Genomic DNA, 17,106 nt, shown 5'->3' on the forward strand with positions numbered 1-17,106 from the left:
TGAATCTTATGGAAACGTTATTTAACGCTCAACTCTTACCGGTAATGATCGAATTTCACCACAATTACCTTTTACCCGTCTCTAGTCTTTTAGCACAGAGCATTGAAGATCCTGATATTTTAGGTCAAATTCAAGATGCTTGGTACAATTTTATTGATTCAGGACAAGTTTGGGCGTTATTAATCGGTATGTTTTTTGGCTATACTTTTAAAGGTTTTACGGGTTAGTATAGCTGCTTACAGGAAAGAAGTAACAAGTAACAAGTAACAAGTAAGAGTTTAGATTTAAAATAATCTAGTCGTGTAATCGTTTATATTCTACTGTGACCAAGCAACAAACCTGGAGCGATCGCTTTGAATCAGCTTTAAATCCAGCGATCGCTATTTTCAATGCCAGTATTAGTTTTGATATTGAATTAATTGAATACGATCTAACTGGTTCCATTGCCCATGCCCAAATGCTGGCAAAAACCAAAATTATTTCCGAAGTAGAAGCCCAACAGTTAGTCTCAGGTTTAGAACAAATTCGCCAGGAATATCGGCAAGGAAATTTTAATCCAGGAGTGGAAGCAGAAGATGTCCATTTTGCAGTCGAAAAACGACTTATCGAAATTGTCGGAGATGTGGGTAAAAAGCTTCATACTGCGCGATCGCGTAACGATCAAGTAGGAACAGATATTAGGCTCTATTTAAGAGCAGAAATCAGGCAAATACAGGGGCAATTGAAGCAATTTCAAGCAGCATTATTGAACCATAGCAAAAATCATGTTGAAACTCTGATTCCTGGCTATACCCACCTGCAAAGGGCACAACCTTTAAGTTTGGCTCATCATCTTCTAGCTTATTTCCAAATGGCGCAACGAGATTGGGAACGATTAAATGATGTCTATAAACGTACTAATATATCTCCCTTGGGTTGTGGCGCACTAGCTGGTACCACTTTTCCTATTGATCGAGAATATAGTGCAGAGTTATTAGGTTTTGATCATCTGTACGAAAATAGTCTTGATGGAGTAAGCGATCGCGATTTTGCCATTGAATTCCTCTGTGCTGCCAGCCTGATCATGGTGCATCTCAGCCGTTTAAGCGAAGAAATGATTCTCTGGGCATCTCAAGAGTTTAGTTTTATCACCCTTAAAGATACTTGTGCCACTGGATCTAGCATCATGCCTCAGAAGAAAAATCCTGATATTCCTGAATTAGTGCGGGGCAAAACAGGTCGTGTCTTTGGTCATCTTCAAGCTCTATTAGTTGTCATGAAAGGTCTACCCCTAGCTTATAACAAAGACTTACAGGAAGATAAAGAAGGAATTTTTGATGGAGTAAAAACTGTAAAAGCTTGCTTAGAAGCAATGACGATCTTATTACAAGAAGGAATAGAATTCCAAACGGCTAGATTAGCAGATGCAGTAGCCGAAGACTTTTCCAATGCCACAGATGTAGCCGATTATTTAGCATCTAAAGATGTACCTTTTCGTGAAGCTTATAATTTGGTCGGGAAGGTAGTCAAAACCAGCCTAGCTGCTGGAAAACTGCTTCGAGATCTAACATTAGAAGAATGGCAACAACTGCATCCAGCTTTTGAAGCCGATATCTATGAGGCGATCGCCCCTAAGCAGGTAGTTTCTGCCCGCAATAGTTACGGTGGGACTGGTTTTGCTCAAGTCCAGCAGGCAATCTCCAAGGCAGAATCTTTGCTGGAAACTAATACCTAAAACTTAAAGCTCCAGCCAATGAAAGCTTACTAATTAAGTTTTCCGACCATGTTGACTGTCTAAACTTTATTATTAAAGTAGCAATTAATGTTCTACATTCACTCTATGCGTCGTTCTTGGCAATTTATTTCCACTGTACTGGGTATTATTTTCCGTCATCCCGTAACTGGTACTACTATTATCCCGATTCTCCCTGATGGACGTATTGTTTTAATTAAGCGTAGTGATTCAGGCAAATGGGGTTTACCAGGAGGCATAATTGATTGGGGCGAGGATATTCCCCATGCTGCTGATCGAGAACTCAAAGAAGAAACAGGATTAAAACTAACCAAAATCAGACAATTAAGAGGTGTTTATTCCGATCCGGAACGGGACCCACGAATACACTCAATTTCTATCTTGTTAGAAGTTGAAGCCCAAGGAGAGCTGAAAGCAGCAGATAAGCTAGAAGTTTTGCAGGTCAAGGCATTTAGCAAAGATGAATTACCTTTAGGTGATCTTAGTCACGACCATGATCGTCAACTACAAGACTATCTTAATGATGCGGTCACTATCGCCTAGTCAATTTGACCAATGTCTCAAATCGAATTCCGCATAGGTACTAATTTTTATGGTTGCCATTACTATCGACATACCCGACGAAAGATTAGAAGAATTATCTCAACTAGCACAAGAAAGCGGTATTTCTACTCAAGATTTACTTCGAGCTAGTATTGAAGATTGGTTAAATCATCCTCAAAAAGATTTTATCGAGGCGACAAGTAAAATTCTGAATCAAAATAAGGAATTGTATCGACGTTTAGTATGATTCGCTATCCTAGCTTAATGGAAGTAATTGAGCTGCATCGTCAGATAATTACTCAGTCAGGGGGGACTTTAGGCATCTTGGATTTAAATATCCTGCAATCAACGATAACCAAACCCCGTATGAGTTTTGCTGGAAAAGACTTTTATCCTACTCTAATTGATAAAGCTGCGACTTTAGGATTTGCCATTATTGTCAATCATCCTTTTGTTGATGGTAATCAACGTACTGGTCATGCTGCCATGGCAATTTTCTTAGCAATCAACGGTGTAGAAATAAATGCGGATGTAGAAGAACAAGTACAAAAAATTTCCGCCATAGCTTCAGGAAAATTAAAACGGGATGATTTCGTCACTTGGGTTAAGACACATATAGCCGTACAAAGTTAAATTAGGACAATGTTTATTTGATTGCTCGTAAGTAACGAGTCATGAGTAATGAGTAATAAGTCATAAGTGTCCTAACGCAAGCCTGTAATGCTATACACACCTCCAGAAAATCAATAATTTGATTAAGTTACTGATTCTGCTACTACTTCTGGTAACTGAGGACGCAAACACCAATAAACGAGAGGACCCAATAAAGGAATTAAAACAGCTAGCCAAACAAACTGTTTTTGTTTGACTTCCCGTCGCTCCATATCATCTTGCAGAATGTCGGGAAATAATAGACACAGTAGACAAAAGTCAAGGCTCATGATGTGAATAAATTGACTAGTTTGCCATTGAGCCATGAAGTCTGACCAATCACCTCTAGTTAATCCCCATACGATAAATACAATGATAGTTATAGATGATGAAATCGCCATCAAGCGGGAATCGAGGACTTTAAGTAAAAGATTTTTTTCTCCATTCCAAGTATTATTAGGCTGGCGCAGAGCGAAATAAGGTAATAGAGCGAAAGCCCCAAAACCAATTGAACCAATAAAAAAAGGATAAGCAGAAATTTTTTGTCCTGGACTATCAAAGAGGATAAAAGCAGCATAAACCCAGGGGAAAACTCCCATAATGTAGAATATGGCGATGATTATCGGGTTGATCCCTTCCCACTTAATAATAGAAAGATTAATAATTAGGTCTAAGGTTTCTTGTCCGACCGGGGCTGGAGCAAAGAAAATTGTATAAAGAACAAAAGCTAACCAAATCGAACCAAAAATTATTTTGCGTACCATTGTATGTAATAGATAAAAAGAATTATTCCAAAATAAATACATTTATAGCTCAAATAATTTTGAGCTATAATCAAGTATGTTTGTATAACTTTTATTTATACTTTATCAAAGTATGAGGAGTTGAAAAAACATACTTGAAAAATTCGTCCTTGTAAAAGGAGGTAAAATCATGACTACTAAAAATGCTGCTCGAATTTATAAAAAGCTAGAGCAAGCTCAATTAGAAGAGGAAAGACAGCAAGCACTTAGCGATCCAGAAGCTTTTATTGTTCTGGCTAAAGCTAAAGGTTATACCTTCACAGTCAAAGATTTAGAGACTCAAATTTGCCAATTATCCGATGAAGAACTGGCAAGTATTTTAAATCCAGGTATTGGGCCAAGGCGACATCTATTCCCCAAATAAAAGAATCGAGAAGATCGTTACTTTGGTAGTAACTTTGTAGCAAAATTAAGCTCCCAATTGCTCTCTATATTTTAGGCGGAAAACCAAGTTGTCTTAACTTTCCGCCTCTAATCTAAATACTAAGCTTGATGGGAATTAGTGTTGAGACCCCGCTTATGTCTCGCGAACAAGCTCAAGAGTTCTTGATTATGATACATCAGCAAATGATGGTTTAAAAAATAATGCACCAAACGAGTTCTCAGTTTGATTGCAGATATCTCTTCATACAGTTTTTTCAGGATTTGTGAACGATGATAATGCACGTTTAATTGACGTGTGATAATTAACACTTTGGAAATAAGAACTTGAAAAAACAATTTTCTTTAAACGATAACTTTATAGTACCTGTCACTCTTATAGTATTGACCCTCTTGATTGGGTTTAATAGCTTTGTTATTCTTAATCCTGGACAGGCGGGAGTAATGAGCATCTTAGGAAAAGCTAGAGATGGAGTTTTGCTGGAGGGAATTCATTTTAAACCACCTTTGGTATCCGTTGTAGATATTTATGATCTGACCGTGCAAAAATTTGAAGTTCCAGCACAAAGTTCCACTAAAGATCTTCAGGATTTATCAGCTCGATTTGCGATTAATTTTCGTCTCGATCCCATTCAAGTAGTTGAGATTCGAAGAAAACAAGGAACTCTGGCAAATATTGTCTCTAACATTATTGCCCCTCAAACTCAAGAATCCTTTAAAATAGCTGCTGCGAGAAGAACAGTAGAAGAAGCGATTACTAAAAGAAATGAACTTAAGCAAGATTTTGATGATGCTTTAAGCCAAAGGCTTGAAAAATACGGAATTATTATCCTCGATACTAGTGTAGTCGATTTAGATTTTTCCCCAGAGTTTGCCAGAGCAGTAGAGGAGAAACAAATCGCCGAACAAAGATCTAAAAGAGCTGTTTATGTAGCTCAAGAAGCAGAACAAACGGCACAAGCTGATATTAACCGTGCTACTGGTAAAGCAGAAGCTCAAAGGTTACTTGCTGAAACTTTGAAAGCTGAGGGTGGTCAACTAGTGTTACAAAAAGAGGCTATTCAAGCCTGGAGAGAAGGCGGATCTCAAATGCCCAAAGTCTTGGTTATGGGAGGAAAAGAGCAAACAGGTGTTCCTTTTTTGTTTAACCTTGGCGATGTCCAAAAGTAATGCTACGGCGTTGCTGATTTAAAACATGAATTGATAATTAATCGTTTTTAGCTATCAGCTATAGCCGTACAAAGTTACGTTAGGACAAGTTTATTTGATTGCTCGTAAGTAAAGCGGCAGAGCCGCAGCTATAAGCTGTAAGCTGTAAGCCAATTAGAAGAGGCTTTAACCTCTCCTAATTGTAGACCACCAAACTTCGTTTGCTGGGGGCATTAAACCCGATAGCTATAAGCCCTTCGGGTACTCTTCGAGAAGGCTCCGCCAACGACAGTTTCTTTAAGCGGGACAAAGGCCATACGCCTGGCCTTTGTCCCGCTTAAAGAAACTGCTGAACCCTTTAGGGTATCCTTTAGGGCGACGTAAGGCGTTTACCCAGGAGCGTTATCTGGGCAAGGGAATGCGCGACCGAAGGAAGTCCTTTAGGGCACCTCCCGAAGGGTGAGTAACGAGTAACGAGTAATGAGTGTCCTAATAAAAGTTCGTATTGCTATATTAGCTTTTTAAGATGTAATCAAGCTGCATTACTTTTCCGTTCATATCTCGATTCAGCAACGCCATGCTACCAGTCAGTCAAATTGCAAAGCTGCGATTTGCGCTTCAGCTTTGTTTAAAGATTCATACCATTCCCGTTCTGAATCGCTATCGGCAACAATTCCCGCTCCGACCTGTCCATAAACTTGAGCCAGATTAGAATCGGGAGACTTAACATATAGCAAGGTACGAATCAAAATATTTAAATCTAAATTTCCTCTACGATCTAGATAACCACAAGAACCATAAAATAGACTGCGCCGCACTGGCTCTAATTCTTCAATGATTTCCATACAGCGTACTTTAGGACAGCCAGTAATTGTACCTCCAGGGAATACCCCTCGAATCAAATCAACCGCATCACAATCAGATTTTAATTGACCTCGTACATTACTTACTAAGTGCATTACATGACTGTAACGCTCAATCACCAGCAGCTCATCCACCTCCACGGAACCCCATTGACAGACTCGACCTAGATCATTGCGTTCTAAGTCTACCAACATAATATGTTCGGCTCTTTCTTTAGTGTTTACTAATAATTCTGTAGCTAAAGCATGATCGCTTTGCTGATTTTCTCCCCTACTTCTAGTTCCGGCAATAGGTCTAGTTTGAGCTTGGCGACCCTGTAACTGGATTAATCTTTCAGGAGAACAACTAATTACATCTCCCCAGGGCGATCGCCAATAACTGGCAAAGGGAGAAGGATTGATCTGTTGTAGCTTATGGTAAATTGACCAACTATCGAGAGTAGTCTCAGTTTGAAAACGCAAAGATAAGTTAGCCTGAAATATATCTCCAGCTTGAATATGTTTTTGGGCTTGTTTAACAGCACTTTCGTATTGGTCTTGGGTAGTCAGAAATGAGATCGAGGGAGTAGAAAGAGTCAAAGAACTAAAAATACTGGCACAGGAGAGTTTCCCCTGTAAGTTATCTAATTGCTCTGATTTAGTAGCTGCTAGCCAGAGAGTTTGTTCGAGGTGATCTAAAAGAGCAAAACAAGCTGGTTCATACCAGTAAGCCACAGGAAAAGGCAGAGTATCCTGATTGAGATCGGGTAGTTGCTCAATTTCCCAGGCTAAGTCATAACCCAACCAACCTAACCAACCACCAGTAAAAGGTAAGTGTTCTACTTGAGGATTGTTAACAGTAGGTTGGGACAAAAGCGATCGCAAAAAAGGTAAGATTTCTCCGACATGGGGAGTCCATAATTGAGGTTTGCCATTAACAATTCGGGGAGAACCGGCACAGATTGAGAAGCGAGAAAGTCGGGGTTGTTTTTGAGAAGTTAGGTTAGGACTTTCGAGCAGAGTGGCAATTTTGTCTGTCGAGAATAAACGAGTAAATATTTCTGAAGCAGAACGATTAGCCAAAGGCAGCGATCGCCAATGCCAGAAGGCAAAAGTCGACATTTCTATGCCACGCCCCCAATCAACCAACGCGCACACCAAAAAGGAATTAAAATGCCCAAAGCGATCCAATCCCGCCAACGCAACCTCAACTGGTGCCATTGAACTCGGTGTTCATTGGGGGAAGTAAAACCACGCACATCCATAGCGACTGCAATTTGCTCGGCTCGTAACAGCAAATTTTCTAATAATTTTTCGGAGACAATTAACCACAGTTGTGCGCTGCGTTTGACTCCTAATTTTTTCCAATCTATGGCTCGGGTGCGTACGGAACGGACTAAGTTTTGCACCTCTTCCAGCACCAGTGGGATAAAACGTAGAGAGAGAGTAAGAGTGAGAGTGATTTCCGGAATTGGTAGATTTAAGCGTCGCAGAGGACTCATCAAATCCTCTAAACCAGCAGTAATTTCTTCGGGAGCAGTAGTTAAGAGATATAAGCTAGTACTATAAATTAGAGTAAAGATAAGAGTAGAAATTCTCACTGCCACATCTAAAGAACGGCGAGTCACTACCAGACGCGGGAAAAACAAAAATCCGCGTCGATCCAAATAGACATATTGATAACTAGTTGGTTGCGGTAGTTTTAATTGACACTCTGCTGGTTGCTGAGTAGTTAAATTTTCTGGTGTGTCTGTTGAAGTGGCTGGAACTATGGCATCAGGACAAAATTGAGGCATTCTGGGACTATGTTTGGCTGCCAAACTATCTGGAGCTACGCTACTGAGCAGAAACATAAAGAAGCATAATAATAACAGCCAGCCCATTTGCTTGCGCCATACCCGCAGCGGAATTCCCGCAATGATAGTTAGTAAAATTAGAGATGCTGCCAAGCCAATACGCCAAAAAGGATTACTCAACAGAGGAGCAACCAGAAAAGTCATTAACCAAACTAGCTTGACCCGTGGATCAATTTTGTGTAGCCAAGTTACGGGGTGTTCTAGATAAGAACCAATAGGAAGCGATCGCAATAAATCCATGTTGCCTGTAGTCTCAATTTTGAAGAAAGTTAGTTAGATAGCAATCGCTCCTGAATCTAAAATTATTTACTGATTCCTTTGACGACGAATTTCCCTGGTAGCAGCTTCATGTTCGCTTAGAGTTTCACTAAAGACATGAGTACCATCATAACGAGCCACAAAAAATAAATAATCTGTACTTTCTGGGTTTAAAGTCGCTTTGAGGCTTTCAATGCCAGGGGAAGCAATAGGGGTAGGAGTCAAACCAGTATTCATATATGTATTATAAGGCGACGGAGTTCCTACTTGGGCATAGGTTAAGGGTTGGTCAGCAGTCTGTCTGATACCTAAGCCATACTCGACGGTAGGATCGGATTCTAATTTCATCCCCTTTTCTAGTCTAGCGGTAAATACCCCAGCGATTAGAGCACGTTCTTCACCAATTACCGCCTCTTTCTCCACAATACTACTGAGACTTACCCAATCTAATAGACTCATCTCCGGTTGGGCTGCTTCGTAGACCGGTAAAGCAAGTTGCTCAAAGCGGTCTAACATTGTGTAGATAATTGCCTCAGGATTACTAGTGCGATCGCTAGATATTTTATAAGTATCAGGATACAAAAACCCTTCTAATATTGGTAGATCTTGTGGCAACCAAGGATACTTATCATAGGGAATTTCTGCGACGGCTGATTTAAATTCGTCAGCACTAAAATAGCCCAGAGAGGCAAAATATTCTGCCATCTGTATCGTTGACCAACCTTCAGGGATAGTAAAATCAACCTGCATCACTTCACCTTGCCAAATTTTCTCCGCGATTGTTGGCAGGGATTCTTCAGGAGATACCATATATGTGCCAGCCTTAAATCCTCCTGAGGAGTCTTGCGTCCGCTTGAGTTTTGTCCAAATTTTCCATCCATTAGCTGACTTAATCAAGCCAGCTTGAGCTAATTCTTCCCCTACTTGATTACCTGATGTACCAGGCTTAACAGTAAATTGAACTTTTTTACCGGGGTTTGCTTCGCTACTTTTTGCTTCTACAGGAGCAGTTAAATTCCGCCAACCAGCCCAACCTAATAAAAGACTTACTCCGATAATTATTGGTATGGCTGCGAAAATAATCTTGGCTTTTTTTCCAGATTTCTGAGTATATTTAGACTTATTTTGAGTAGTCATTTTATACAGATCAAAGTAGGTAAAATTATTAATAACTAGCTAATGCTTGATGCTGCGTTTTATCTTACCTTGATTTTTTTAAGAACGACGAGGGATCGAGTCCTTAATTTACCCAGAAAAAGCCCTAGCTTGGGCTATATGACAAAAGAAGTCAATATATTGCTTATGTCCCCCAGGAAAAACAAGATTTAATGTGAGAGGGTCGCTAGTATCTCTTGAGTCTCCGGGACCTTCAGTGACTTGGATATTTTCGGGATTGGAATGATCTAGCTTTAGAGCTTTACGATTTTTGACTTCTCCACCACTGCTATCTATATAGACAACCACATTGCCTGTATTAAATTCTTGACCTAATAATTGAATTAACTCCAGAAATCCGCGATCGCTTCCTCCTCGCTTAAATTCAATCTCATTGCCATTTTCTACCGCTTTACTAGTCACTGTATCCCCAACCCCAACTATAGTTGGCATTATTGCTGGGTCAAAATTATCTTGAACTAGTTTAAGTAATGCTGGCTGATCTCTAGGAGCTTGTCTAACATTAAATTCTGCTCCTAAAGGATAGCTACCTGTCTGCCCATAGTAGTAGCGATTGAGAATTACCAATACTCCTACTTCTTTGATGGCACCCCGCAGCATAAACTGAAAATCCGTTGTTCCCGAATCTTTGCCCTGGGAGGGCTGCATAATTTCTTGTCCCCGATTATCTCTGCCTAAATTAGGAGCATAATGCACAAAAAATGATTCTCCCAAACCCTTCTGTTGTGCTTGCTCTAGCAAACGCTCCATTAGTTTTTTTATTTCCTGCTGTAGCTCAGCATATAACTCTGGGCGATCTAGAAGTGCTTCGTGGAAAACGTTCAAATTAGCTGTGGGAGAAACTTTATTATCTAAAACCGCTGCTTGGATACACGTTTCTAATTGCGTTTGACTCAGACCAAGTTTTAATTTTTGTCCTAATTTCCTTAAATAATCGGCGATCTGATCTGGCACTGCATTCAAAAATGATAGTTCAGCATCGCTAACTCCTGGATGGGAGACATTACCGTAACTATCCTGCCATTGCACGCCTCCCCCTGCCAAACCTTGTAAATATAAGCCTTGCTCTTTAACTGTGCTGGGATTAGCAACTGCTTTTTCGACAATGCCATTAACTCCTCGTTGACCAATATGTTCACCATTGGTGAGAACATAAAAGTGACTTCCCAAAGATTTCGCTGCTTCTAAATATCTGGTTTGGATAACTCGTGTCAGAGGATCTTTGACCAAACCCATACATACACCATCGAGATCCTGAATAATGAGTACGTTCTCTCGCTCAATCAACATTTGACTCAAACTTTGATGGTCAAGAGATAGCGATCGCAAATGTAAGGGAGTGTTAGAAACAGCCATAAGCCAACGATATGTAAGTAGAATTTAAAAACTGATACCATTTATTCAACCATACATAATGAATTTAAAATTTCCCGGCCAGATATATTTTTGGGGAACACTGTTGGCAGGATTTTTCTTAATTCACTACCCTCATCAACTCGTTAGTATTGCCACGCCAATTATTGAGAGTAATTATGAGCAGCAAACTATTAGAGAACTCAAGCAAAATAACGTTATCTACCTAGCAGAAAATCACGATCAAGCTGAAGAACATCAGGCACAGTTAGCAATTATTACTCAACTTTACAATGTTCAACCAAACCTTGAGGGTCATTTAGCGATCGCTTTAGAGATGTTTCAGCGTTCGTTTCAACCAATCTTAGACCACTATCTAACTGGAGAAATTAACGAAGCTGAGTTAAAAGAACAAACTGAATATGAAAATCGCTGGGGTTATGATTGGGAATATTATGCCCCAGTCCTACGTTTCGCTCAAAAACATCAAATCCCTTTGATTGCTTTGAATACACCGACAGAAGTAACCCGCAAAGTAGCTGAAACTGGCTTAAGTAGCCTGGTAAAAGATGACTTCCGCTATATCCCAGCTCTAGCAGACATCAAACTAGATAATCCAGAATATCGTGCAAATTTAGTGGCAGTTTATCAAGAACACTCTCAAAATGGACATGGAAACAGCGATGGCTTTGAAAATTTTTTAGCAGCACAAGTATTATGGGATGAAACTATGGCAGAGGCGATCGCTAATTACTATCAAGATAATCCTCAATCTCAAATAATCGTTTTAGTTGGTCAAGGTCATGTTATTAATAATCATGGTATCCCTGATCGCGTAGCCAGACGTATTACTGTTGATTCTTTTAGCCAAACTTCAGTCATATTAGAGGAACAAAAGAACTAGATCCAACTCCGAACTCCGAATTAACCTATAACCTATAACTCCGTTGCGCGACGCGACAGCTAGTCCTTTAGGGTAGCTTCTCGCGCGATGCGAAGCGAGTCCTTTAGGGTAGCGAGTACTCCGAACCCCGAACTCCGAACTCCAAACTCCGAACTCCAAAATCCGAACTAACATTACTTATGTCTGAACCTATAAGTCTTCGTCTTGAACAATATACTCTTAAACGCAAACGAGAAGTATTGGTTGTCAACTTAGAAACTGCCACTGGGGAACCCGATATGGTGATGATTTATGGCGGTTTTTCCAGCTCTTTAATGACAGCAACGGCTTTTGATCCAGATATTCCCGTTATTGCTCCCGATTCAAAAATTATTTCGATTGATCGCCTTGCTAGTCCTTATAACCCTGATAATCCCGAGTATATTGAGCCTGGATTAACTTTAGAAGCAATGGAAACGATTTTGACCGAAATGAATCTTTAAAAAAAGAACGCATTATTTGTAATATTCAAGATTCTTTACCTAAAATTAAGACTTATCGCTTATCTTATTGAGTGATTAAGCTCAAGATTACGGTAACTATCAGTTTTAGTAGTACAATTTTGGCTAAATTATAAAACAATATTAGGACAAAAGTACTATTAAATACTTAGTCGTTTCAACTTAGGAGCATTGTGGTGTGAGTATAGTAAAAGCAATATTAGATGCCAAGACATTACCGGAACCCCCCCTATTTGGTACAGATGGAATTCGCGGCAAAGCAGGAGATATTCTTAATGCCTCTTTTACTCTACAATTAGGCTATTGGGCGGGAAAAGTTTTACAAGTAGCTGCAAGCCGAAGAGGTCCAGTTATCATTGGGCAAGACTCTCGCAATTCCAGCGATATGCTTGCCTCCGCAATCACAGCAGGATTAACTTCTGCAGGTTTAGAAGTCTGGAATTTAGGTCTATGTCCTACACCCTGTGTTGCTTCATTAACCAATGATAGTGAAGCAATAGGCGGTATTATGATTTCGGCTAGTCATAATCCACCTCAAGATAATGGGATTAAGTTTTTTGGTGAACAAGGAACTAAATTAGATGATTCCTTCACTCAACAGATTGAAATAAATCTTAGAAGCAGCGATGTATCAGATGAGAACGTTCCCGCTTGGGGTAAACAGTACCATCGCCCAGAATTAGTCAAACAATATGTTCAATTTTTAAAAGCATCTTTACCCAACGCTCTAAGTTTCCAGGGAATGCGTATTGTTTTGGATCTTGCTTGGGGAGCATCGGTTAGAGTTGCCCCTGCCGTTTTTCAGCAATTGGGAGCAGAGGTAATTAGTCTGCATCAGCTAGCTAATGGCGATCGCATTAACGTTAACTGTGGCTCAACCCATCTAGAACTATTAAAACAAGGTGTCCAAGAATACTCAGCCGATCTAGGATTTGCTTTTGATGGGGATGCCGATCGTGTGATGGCAGTAGATAGTCAAGGTAGAGTAATTGACGGAGATTATATTTTATACCTTTGGGGAGATCTCCTCAGACAGACACAGCAACTACCTGACGATTTGATTGTGGCAACAGTCATGGCCAACCTGGGTTTTGAACGTGCTTGGCAACGTCAAGGTGGAAAGATGCAGCGCACACCTGTAGGCGATCGCCATGTGCAAGCAGCTATGTGGCGCACCGGAGCAATGTTAGGGGGAGAACAATCAGGACATATCCTCTGTCATCATCACGGAGTTTCTGGGGACGGTATTCAAACCGCATTGCATTTAACGTCTTTGGTATGTCAGTCGGGTAATTCTCTAGCGGAATTGGTGGATAATAGTTTCCGCACCTATCCCCAAATTTTACGTAATGTACGGGTGGAAGATCGCGAACGTCGCAGTAAATGGCGAGAATGTGACCCAGTTCAACAAGCGATCGCTGAAGCAGAAGCCGCAATGGGAGAGCAAGGGCGTATTTTAGTTCGTGCATCGGGAACAGAACCCTTAATTCGCGTGATGGTAGAAGCTGCTGATGCAAAATTAACTCGCTATTGGACAGACAGACTAGTTAGTGTTGTTGAACAAAATTTAGCTGCATAAAGTCGCTTCGTTGTTAGCTGTTAGATACTGGTTATTAGATGGGCATTTAAAACGCAAAAATGTTGTCTTTGCTAGTAAAGCTTAATCCCTGTTTTACCCTCTTTTATCTCCCTATAGTTTTAAAAGAGGGATAATGCAATTACGCCCGATGTTTATGTTTTTAAATCACTCTTATTACCAATAACGTCTGGTTTACTCAGTTTAAAATAGCCGAAATTAAAAATTATTACTCACAATAAGAATAAATTAAAGCTGTTGCAGATTTCCAGCATTAAATCAACACTACTCAAACCAATAATTTCGTTAGGATAAACTTACTCAAAAGAGCGATTGAGACTTTGCAGATATCCTCTAAGTATTATCCAAAATTTCTGCCAAAGAATAGGGGCATTGTTGAGGAAAGCGATCGTTTTCTATTTTGCTGATTCGCATCGCAGATCTTCTAGCTTTAGCATAAATATTATTCAATTCTTGATCCAAAAGGTTTTTTAAATTAGTTGTCATTTTATTACTTAATTGATACTGAAAATTATCAATTTCTTCTCGCCAATAATCCTGGCTACTACTTTCTTCCTGCCAATAATCAATTAATAGAAAATTCACTAATATTTGGTAAATTAAATTTCTGATCTCGCTTTTTTCATTTCTAATTAATGTCTCTAATACTTCAACTAAATTGTGAATATCTAACTCGCTAAAAGAACGTGACTTTAATTTGTTTGTTTGTTCCTCAAGCCAGCCAATATAATCGCGGTCAATTTGATCTACGTTTTTCGAGTTTCCCATTGAGTATACTATATAGTGGTTATGTGTGAATATCACTCTATAACCTTCATTATAATAACTCTATACCTCTATTGTAGTGGAGGCTTCGCACCGTAATAGTAAAATTACCATCATAGCTTCAGAACGTCAACACCTCTAAATTAGAGGGTAATGTTAAAATGCTAAGTTAAGAATGTACTTTTAAAGTTTTATCTTCGTTACCGTTATTATTAGAATTTAAAGATAAATTACTTAAATAATTAATTTGAGTAGGATAGGCGAAATCGATATTATATTTGGCAAATTCTGATTTAATCTTTAAATTAATTTTTTGTTGAGCATTCATATAAATAGTGTAGTCGTTATTATGAACAAAATATACTACTTCAAAATCCAAACTAAACTCACCATAGCCAGAAAAATGAGCGCGATCGCAAGTGGTATTTTCGGTACTATTAATAATCTCTTCAATTAAAATGGGTATTTTAGCTAACAGCTCAGTGCTAGTTTCATAGACGACTCCAAATTTAAATACTATACGACGTTGACGCATTCTTTTGAAATTACGAATTCGCGAACCTGTTAAATCGGTATTGGCAATAATAATCTCTTCACCGTCAATACTTTTTAGACGAGTAGTCTTAATTCCAACATATTCAACTGTACCTAAATAATCACCGACAACAATAAAGTCTCCTAGTTCAAAAGGTCGATCAAATAAAATAGAAAAATAACTAAATAAGTCTTGCAATACCCCTTGGGAAGCCAGAGCGATCGCAACTCCTCCAATTCCCAAACTGGTAACTACTGCGGAGATATCAAAACCTAAATTATCTAATATAAAAATGATCCCAATCAGCCAAATTAAAACTCTAATGGCAGGAATTAAAGCATTGATACTTTGTTCTATATTAATATTTTCTCGATGATAAGTTACCCAATAAAGCTTGATTATATATTCTACAGAATTCGTAAATAATCTTACTATCAATATAGTAGCAACAATAATCGCTAAAACTTCAATAAGATGATCGAGTATAGAGTGTAAACTCAGATTATTTACTGATAAATAAACAATAGCAATATAAATTATAGGAACTAAATTACGTTCTAAAATTAAGATGAGTTTATCATTATAAATATTATCTGTTTTTGCAGCCCATTTTTTTAAGTTTTTAAGGGCTATAGTTCTAATAATTCTCATAGAGACTATACCACCTATCAAAGTAGTAAAGGCCAGTATATAGTCATTTATCTGATTATTTAAAAACTCAATTGATAAAAAATCAAAATTCATAAGCGATCAATAATTAGTTAAGCTTTCAGGTATTTAAATTGTCTATTGTACTGGAGTGTAGAAGTTAGAGGTAGAGGTTAGGATTAGCAATATCTAATTTCAATTCATACAGTTGATTAGTTAGCAAAATTTTTTATTCTTATTTAATGCATAATTATCCGCTCTATTATTACCTTAAATACGTCCTCATGCCTATAATCCTAAAAGAGTATCTTTGACCTGTTAAAAGCTTGTGCTTTCTTTAGCGAACGAGCAAAAGCAATAAAAACCATTCGTCAAATTTAATAGTTGTCAAAGCGTACTCATAACGAGTATGATTTAGAAAAAGCTAGAAAATTATTTCCGATTCAAGATTAAGTATTTTCAGAGGTCTCACAAGCTCAAAATTGACAGCAATAACCGATTGAGGGAAAGGTAGATGAATAGATTAGAAGGGAAATATGTTTTAATTACTGGAGCATCACAAGGATTAGGTAGACAACTAGCGTTAGATTATGCCCGAGAAGGTGCAGCAGGAATTGCTATTGTTGCTAGAGGTGAAGCTGCCTTAAAAAAAGTAAGCGATCGCATTACTAGTAATACCGCTCAAAATAATGTAGTGTTGGCGGTGGCAGCCGATTTAAGTCGTCCTGGTGAAGTTGAAAGGGTGATGGAACAGGTGCGATCGCAGTTGACGGCGAAGCAGTCTCAAACCAAAATCCTAACAATTACTGCCGATCTTAGTAAGCCCAAAGACATTGAACGAGTAGTAGCGACAACCTTAAATGAATTCAACGGACGTCTGGATGTTTTAGTTAATAATGCTTCTACAATCGGTGCGACACCAATGCCGTACTTACTTGATTATCCTTTAGAAGACTTTTGTCAAGTCATTGATACTAACTTAATTGCACCCTTTCTGTTAATCAAAAAAGTTTTACCAGCAATGAGTAATCACGGCGGTTCAATCATTAACGTTACTAGCGATGCAGGTATAAATGGCTATCCAGGCTGGGGAGCTTACGGTATTTCCAAGTTCGGAATTGAAGGAATGTCTCAAACCTGGGCAGCAGAATTAGCGGGTAGCGGTGTTAGACTCAACTGGGTCGATCCTGGCGATATGAATACAGCCATGCATCGTGCTGCTGAACCTAACGAAGATCCTAACCAATGGGCAAATCCTGCCGATGTAACCGATATTTTTATTTATTTAGCATCGGATGAATCTAAACACACACACGGGCAAAGATTTGAAGCACAATCAGAAGTTGAGGTAAATAGTAACGATCTAGCAATTAGTTCTGTTGGATAAAAAACACTAATGCCGAACTTGGTTAC

At 38.9% G+C, this 17,106-nt stretch carries 19 protein-coding genes; 12 read left to right on the plus strand and 7 right to left on the minus strand.

Annotation, left to right across the window (positions count from 1 at the left end; translation table 11 throughout):
• The first annotated feature begins 8 nt into the window (after window positions 1–8).
• From PLEUR7319_RS0110125 to PLEUR7319_RS0110145, 5 genes are all read left to right on the plus strand, one after another.
• Entirely contained in the window at window positions 9–227 is a 219-nt protein-coding gene (locus PLEUR7319_RS0110125) for a hypothetical protein (RefSeq protein WP_019505109.1), read from the plus strand.
• Window positions 228–322: 95 nt separating this feature from the next.
• Window positions 323–1,714 (plus strand): argininosuccinate lyase, encoded by a 1,392-nt coding sequence (gene argH / locus PLEUR7319_RS0110130; RefSeq protein WP_019505110.1) that lies wholly within the window; start codon window positions 323–325, stop codon window positions 1,712–1,714.
• 105 nt (window positions 1,715–1,819) lie between these two features.
• Window positions 1,820–2,275 (plus strand): NUDIX hydrolase, encoded by a 456-nt coding sequence (locus tag PLEUR7319_RS0110135; protein WP_019505111.1) that lies wholly within the window; start codon window positions 1,820–1,822, stop codon window positions 2,273–2,275.
• A 49-nt stretch (window positions 2,276–2,324) separates the two neighbouring features.
• On the plus strand, window positions 2,325–2,522 hold the full coding sequence (locus PLEUR7319_RS0110140; RefSeq protein ID WP_019505112.1) for a ribbon-helix-helix protein, CopG family: 198 nt from the start codon (window positions 2,325–2,327) through the stop codon (window positions 2,520–2,522).
• Window positions 2,519–2,908 carry a type II toxin-antitoxin system death-on-curing family toxin gene (locus PLEUR7319_RS0110145; RefSeq protein WP_019505113.1) on the plus strand — a complete coding sequence of 130 codons (390 nt, stop codon included), beginning with the start codon at window positions 2,519–2,521 and terminating at the stop codon, window positions 2,906–2,908. Before PLEUR7319_RS0110140 ends, PLEUR7319_RS0110145 begins: the two co-directional genes overlap by 4 nt.
• 122 nt (window positions 2,909–3,030) lie before the next feature.
• On the opposite strand, the gene PLEUR7319_RS0110150 is transcribed toward PLEUR7319_RS0110145, so the two are convergent.
• Window positions 3,031–3,690 (minus strand): hypothetical protein, encoded by a 660-nt coding sequence (locus tag PLEUR7319_RS0110150; RefSeq protein WP_026102431.1) that lies wholly within the window; start codon window positions 3,688–3,690, stop codon window positions 3,031–3,033.
• Window positions 3,691–3,859: 169 nt separating this feature from the next.
• Between PLEUR7319_RS0110150 and PLEUR7319_RS0110155 the strand changes: the two genes are divergently transcribed.
• The 3 genes from PLEUR7319_RS0110155 (at window position 3,860) to PLEUR7319_RS0110160 (ending at window position 5,280) form a co-directional block, all read left to right on the plus strand.
• Complete coding sequence (locus tag PLEUR7319_RS0110155; RefSeq protein ID WP_019505115.1) at window positions 3,860–4,093, plus strand: Nif11-like leader peptide family RiPP precursor; 234 nt, start codon at window positions 3,860–3,862, stop codon at window positions 4,091–4,093.
• Window positions 4,094–4,221: 128 nt separating this feature from the next.
• The gene (locus PLEUR7319_RS43470; protein ID WP_071592912.1) at window positions 4,222–4,308 is read left to right on the plus strand and encodes a hypothetical protein; all 87 of its coding nucleotides are present in this window, start codon (window positions 4,222–4,224) and stop codon (window positions 4,306–4,308) included.
• A gap of 129 nt (window positions 4,309–4,437) precedes the next feature.
• Window positions 4,438–5,280 carry a prohibitin family protein gene (locus PLEUR7319_RS0110160; protein WP_019505116.1) on the plus strand — a complete coding sequence of 281 codons (843 nt, stop codon included), beginning with the start codon at window positions 4,438–4,440 and terminating at the stop codon, window positions 5,278–5,280.
• Window positions 5,281–5,846: 566 nt separating this feature from the next.
• Here PLEUR7319_RS0110160 and PLEUR7319_RS0110165 read toward each other — a convergent pair.
• The 4 genes from PLEUR7319_RS0110165 to stpA all read right to left on the minus strand — a co-directional run bounded on the left by PLEUR7319_RS0110165 (window position 5,847) and on the right by stpA (window position 10,747).
• Window positions 5,847–7,223, minus strand: a complete 1,377-nt coding sequence (locus PLEUR7319_RS0110165; RefSeq protein ID WP_019505117.1) for an anthranilate synthase component I — start codon at window positions 7,221–7,223, stop codon at window positions 5,847–5,849.
• 2 nt (window positions 7,224–7,225) lie between these two features.
• Window positions 7,226–8,197 (minus strand): energy-coupling factor transporter transmembrane protein EcfT, encoded by a 972-nt coding sequence (locus tag PLEUR7319_RS0110170; protein WP_019505118.1) that lies wholly within the window; start codon window positions 8,195–8,197, stop codon window positions 7,226–7,228.
• A 66-nt stretch (window positions 8,198–8,263) separates the two neighbouring features.
• Window positions 8,264–9,352: an endolytic transglycosylase MltG gene (gene mltG / locus PLEUR7319_RS0110175; RefSeq protein ID WP_019505119.1), complete on the minus strand. Its 1,089-nt coding sequence runs from the start codon at window positions 9,350–9,352 to the stop codon at window positions 8,264–8,266.
• A gap of 108 nt (window positions 9,353–9,460) precedes the next feature.
• Window positions 9,461–10,747: a glucosylglycerol 3-phosphatase gene (gene stpA / locus PLEUR7319_RS0110180; protein WP_019505120.1), complete on the minus strand. Its 1,287-nt coding sequence runs from the start codon at window positions 10,745–10,747 to the stop codon at window positions 9,461–9,463.
• Window positions 10,748–10,805: 58 nt separating this feature from the next.
• Between stpA and PLEUR7319_RS0110185 the strand changes: the two genes are divergently transcribed.
• The 3 genes from PLEUR7319_RS0110185 to glmM all read left to right on the plus strand — a co-directional run bounded on the left by PLEUR7319_RS0110185 (window position 10,806) and on the right by glmM (window position 13,727).
• A complete protein-coding gene (locus PLEUR7319_RS0110185) occupies window positions 10,806–11,648 on the plus strand; it encodes a ChaN family lipoprotein (RefSeq protein WP_019505121.1) in 843 nt (280 codons plus the stop codon).
• A 179-nt stretch (window positions 11,649–11,827) separates the two neighbouring features.
• Window positions 11,828–12,130 carry a hypothetical protein gene (locus PLEUR7319_RS0110190; RefSeq protein WP_019505122.1) on the plus strand — a complete coding sequence of 101 codons (303 nt, stop codon included), beginning with the start codon at window positions 11,828–11,830 and terminating at the stop codon, window positions 12,128–12,130.
• A 196-nt stretch (window positions 12,131–12,326) separates the two neighbouring features.
• Window positions 12,327–13,727 carry a phosphoglucosamine mutase gene (gene glmM / locus PLEUR7319_RS0110195; RefSeq protein ID WP_019505123.1) on the plus strand — a complete coding sequence of 467 codons (1,401 nt, stop codon included), beginning with the start codon at window positions 12,327–12,329 and terminating at the stop codon, window positions 13,725–13,727.
• A gap of 351 nt (window positions 13,728–14,078) precedes the next feature.
• On the opposite strand, the gene PLEUR7319_RS0110200 is transcribed toward glmM, so the two are convergent.
• Window positions 14,079–14,513 carry a DUF29 domain-containing protein gene (locus tag PLEUR7319_RS0110200; protein WP_019505124.1) on the minus strand — a complete coding sequence of 145 codons (435 nt, stop codon included), beginning with the start codon at window positions 14,511–14,513 and terminating at the stop codon, window positions 14,079–14,081.
• 166 nt (window positions 14,514–14,679) lie between these two features.
• Window positions 14,680–15,789: a mechanosensitive ion channel domain-containing protein gene (locus tag PLEUR7319_RS0110205; RefSeq protein ID WP_019505125.1), complete on the minus strand. Its 1,110-nt coding sequence runs from the start codon at window positions 15,787–15,789 to the stop codon at window positions 14,680–14,682.
• 418 nt (window positions 15,790–16,207) lie between these two features.
• On the opposite strand from PLEUR7319_RS0110205, the gene PLEUR7319_RS0110210 reads away from it, so the two are divergent.
• Window positions 16,208–17,080, plus strand: a complete 873-nt coding sequence (locus tag PLEUR7319_RS0110210) for an SDR family NAD(P)-dependent oxidoreductase (RefSeq protein WP_019505126.1) — start codon at window positions 16,208–16,210, stop codon at window positions 17,078–17,080.
• The last annotated feature ends 26 nt before the right edge of the window (window positions 17,081–17,106 follow it).

It is taken from the genome of Pleurocapsa sp. PCC 7319 (genome assembly GCF_000332195.1).
Taxonomy (GTDB): domain Bacteria; phylum Cyanobacteriota; class Cyanobacteriia; order Cyanobacteriales; family Xenococcaceae; genus Waterburya.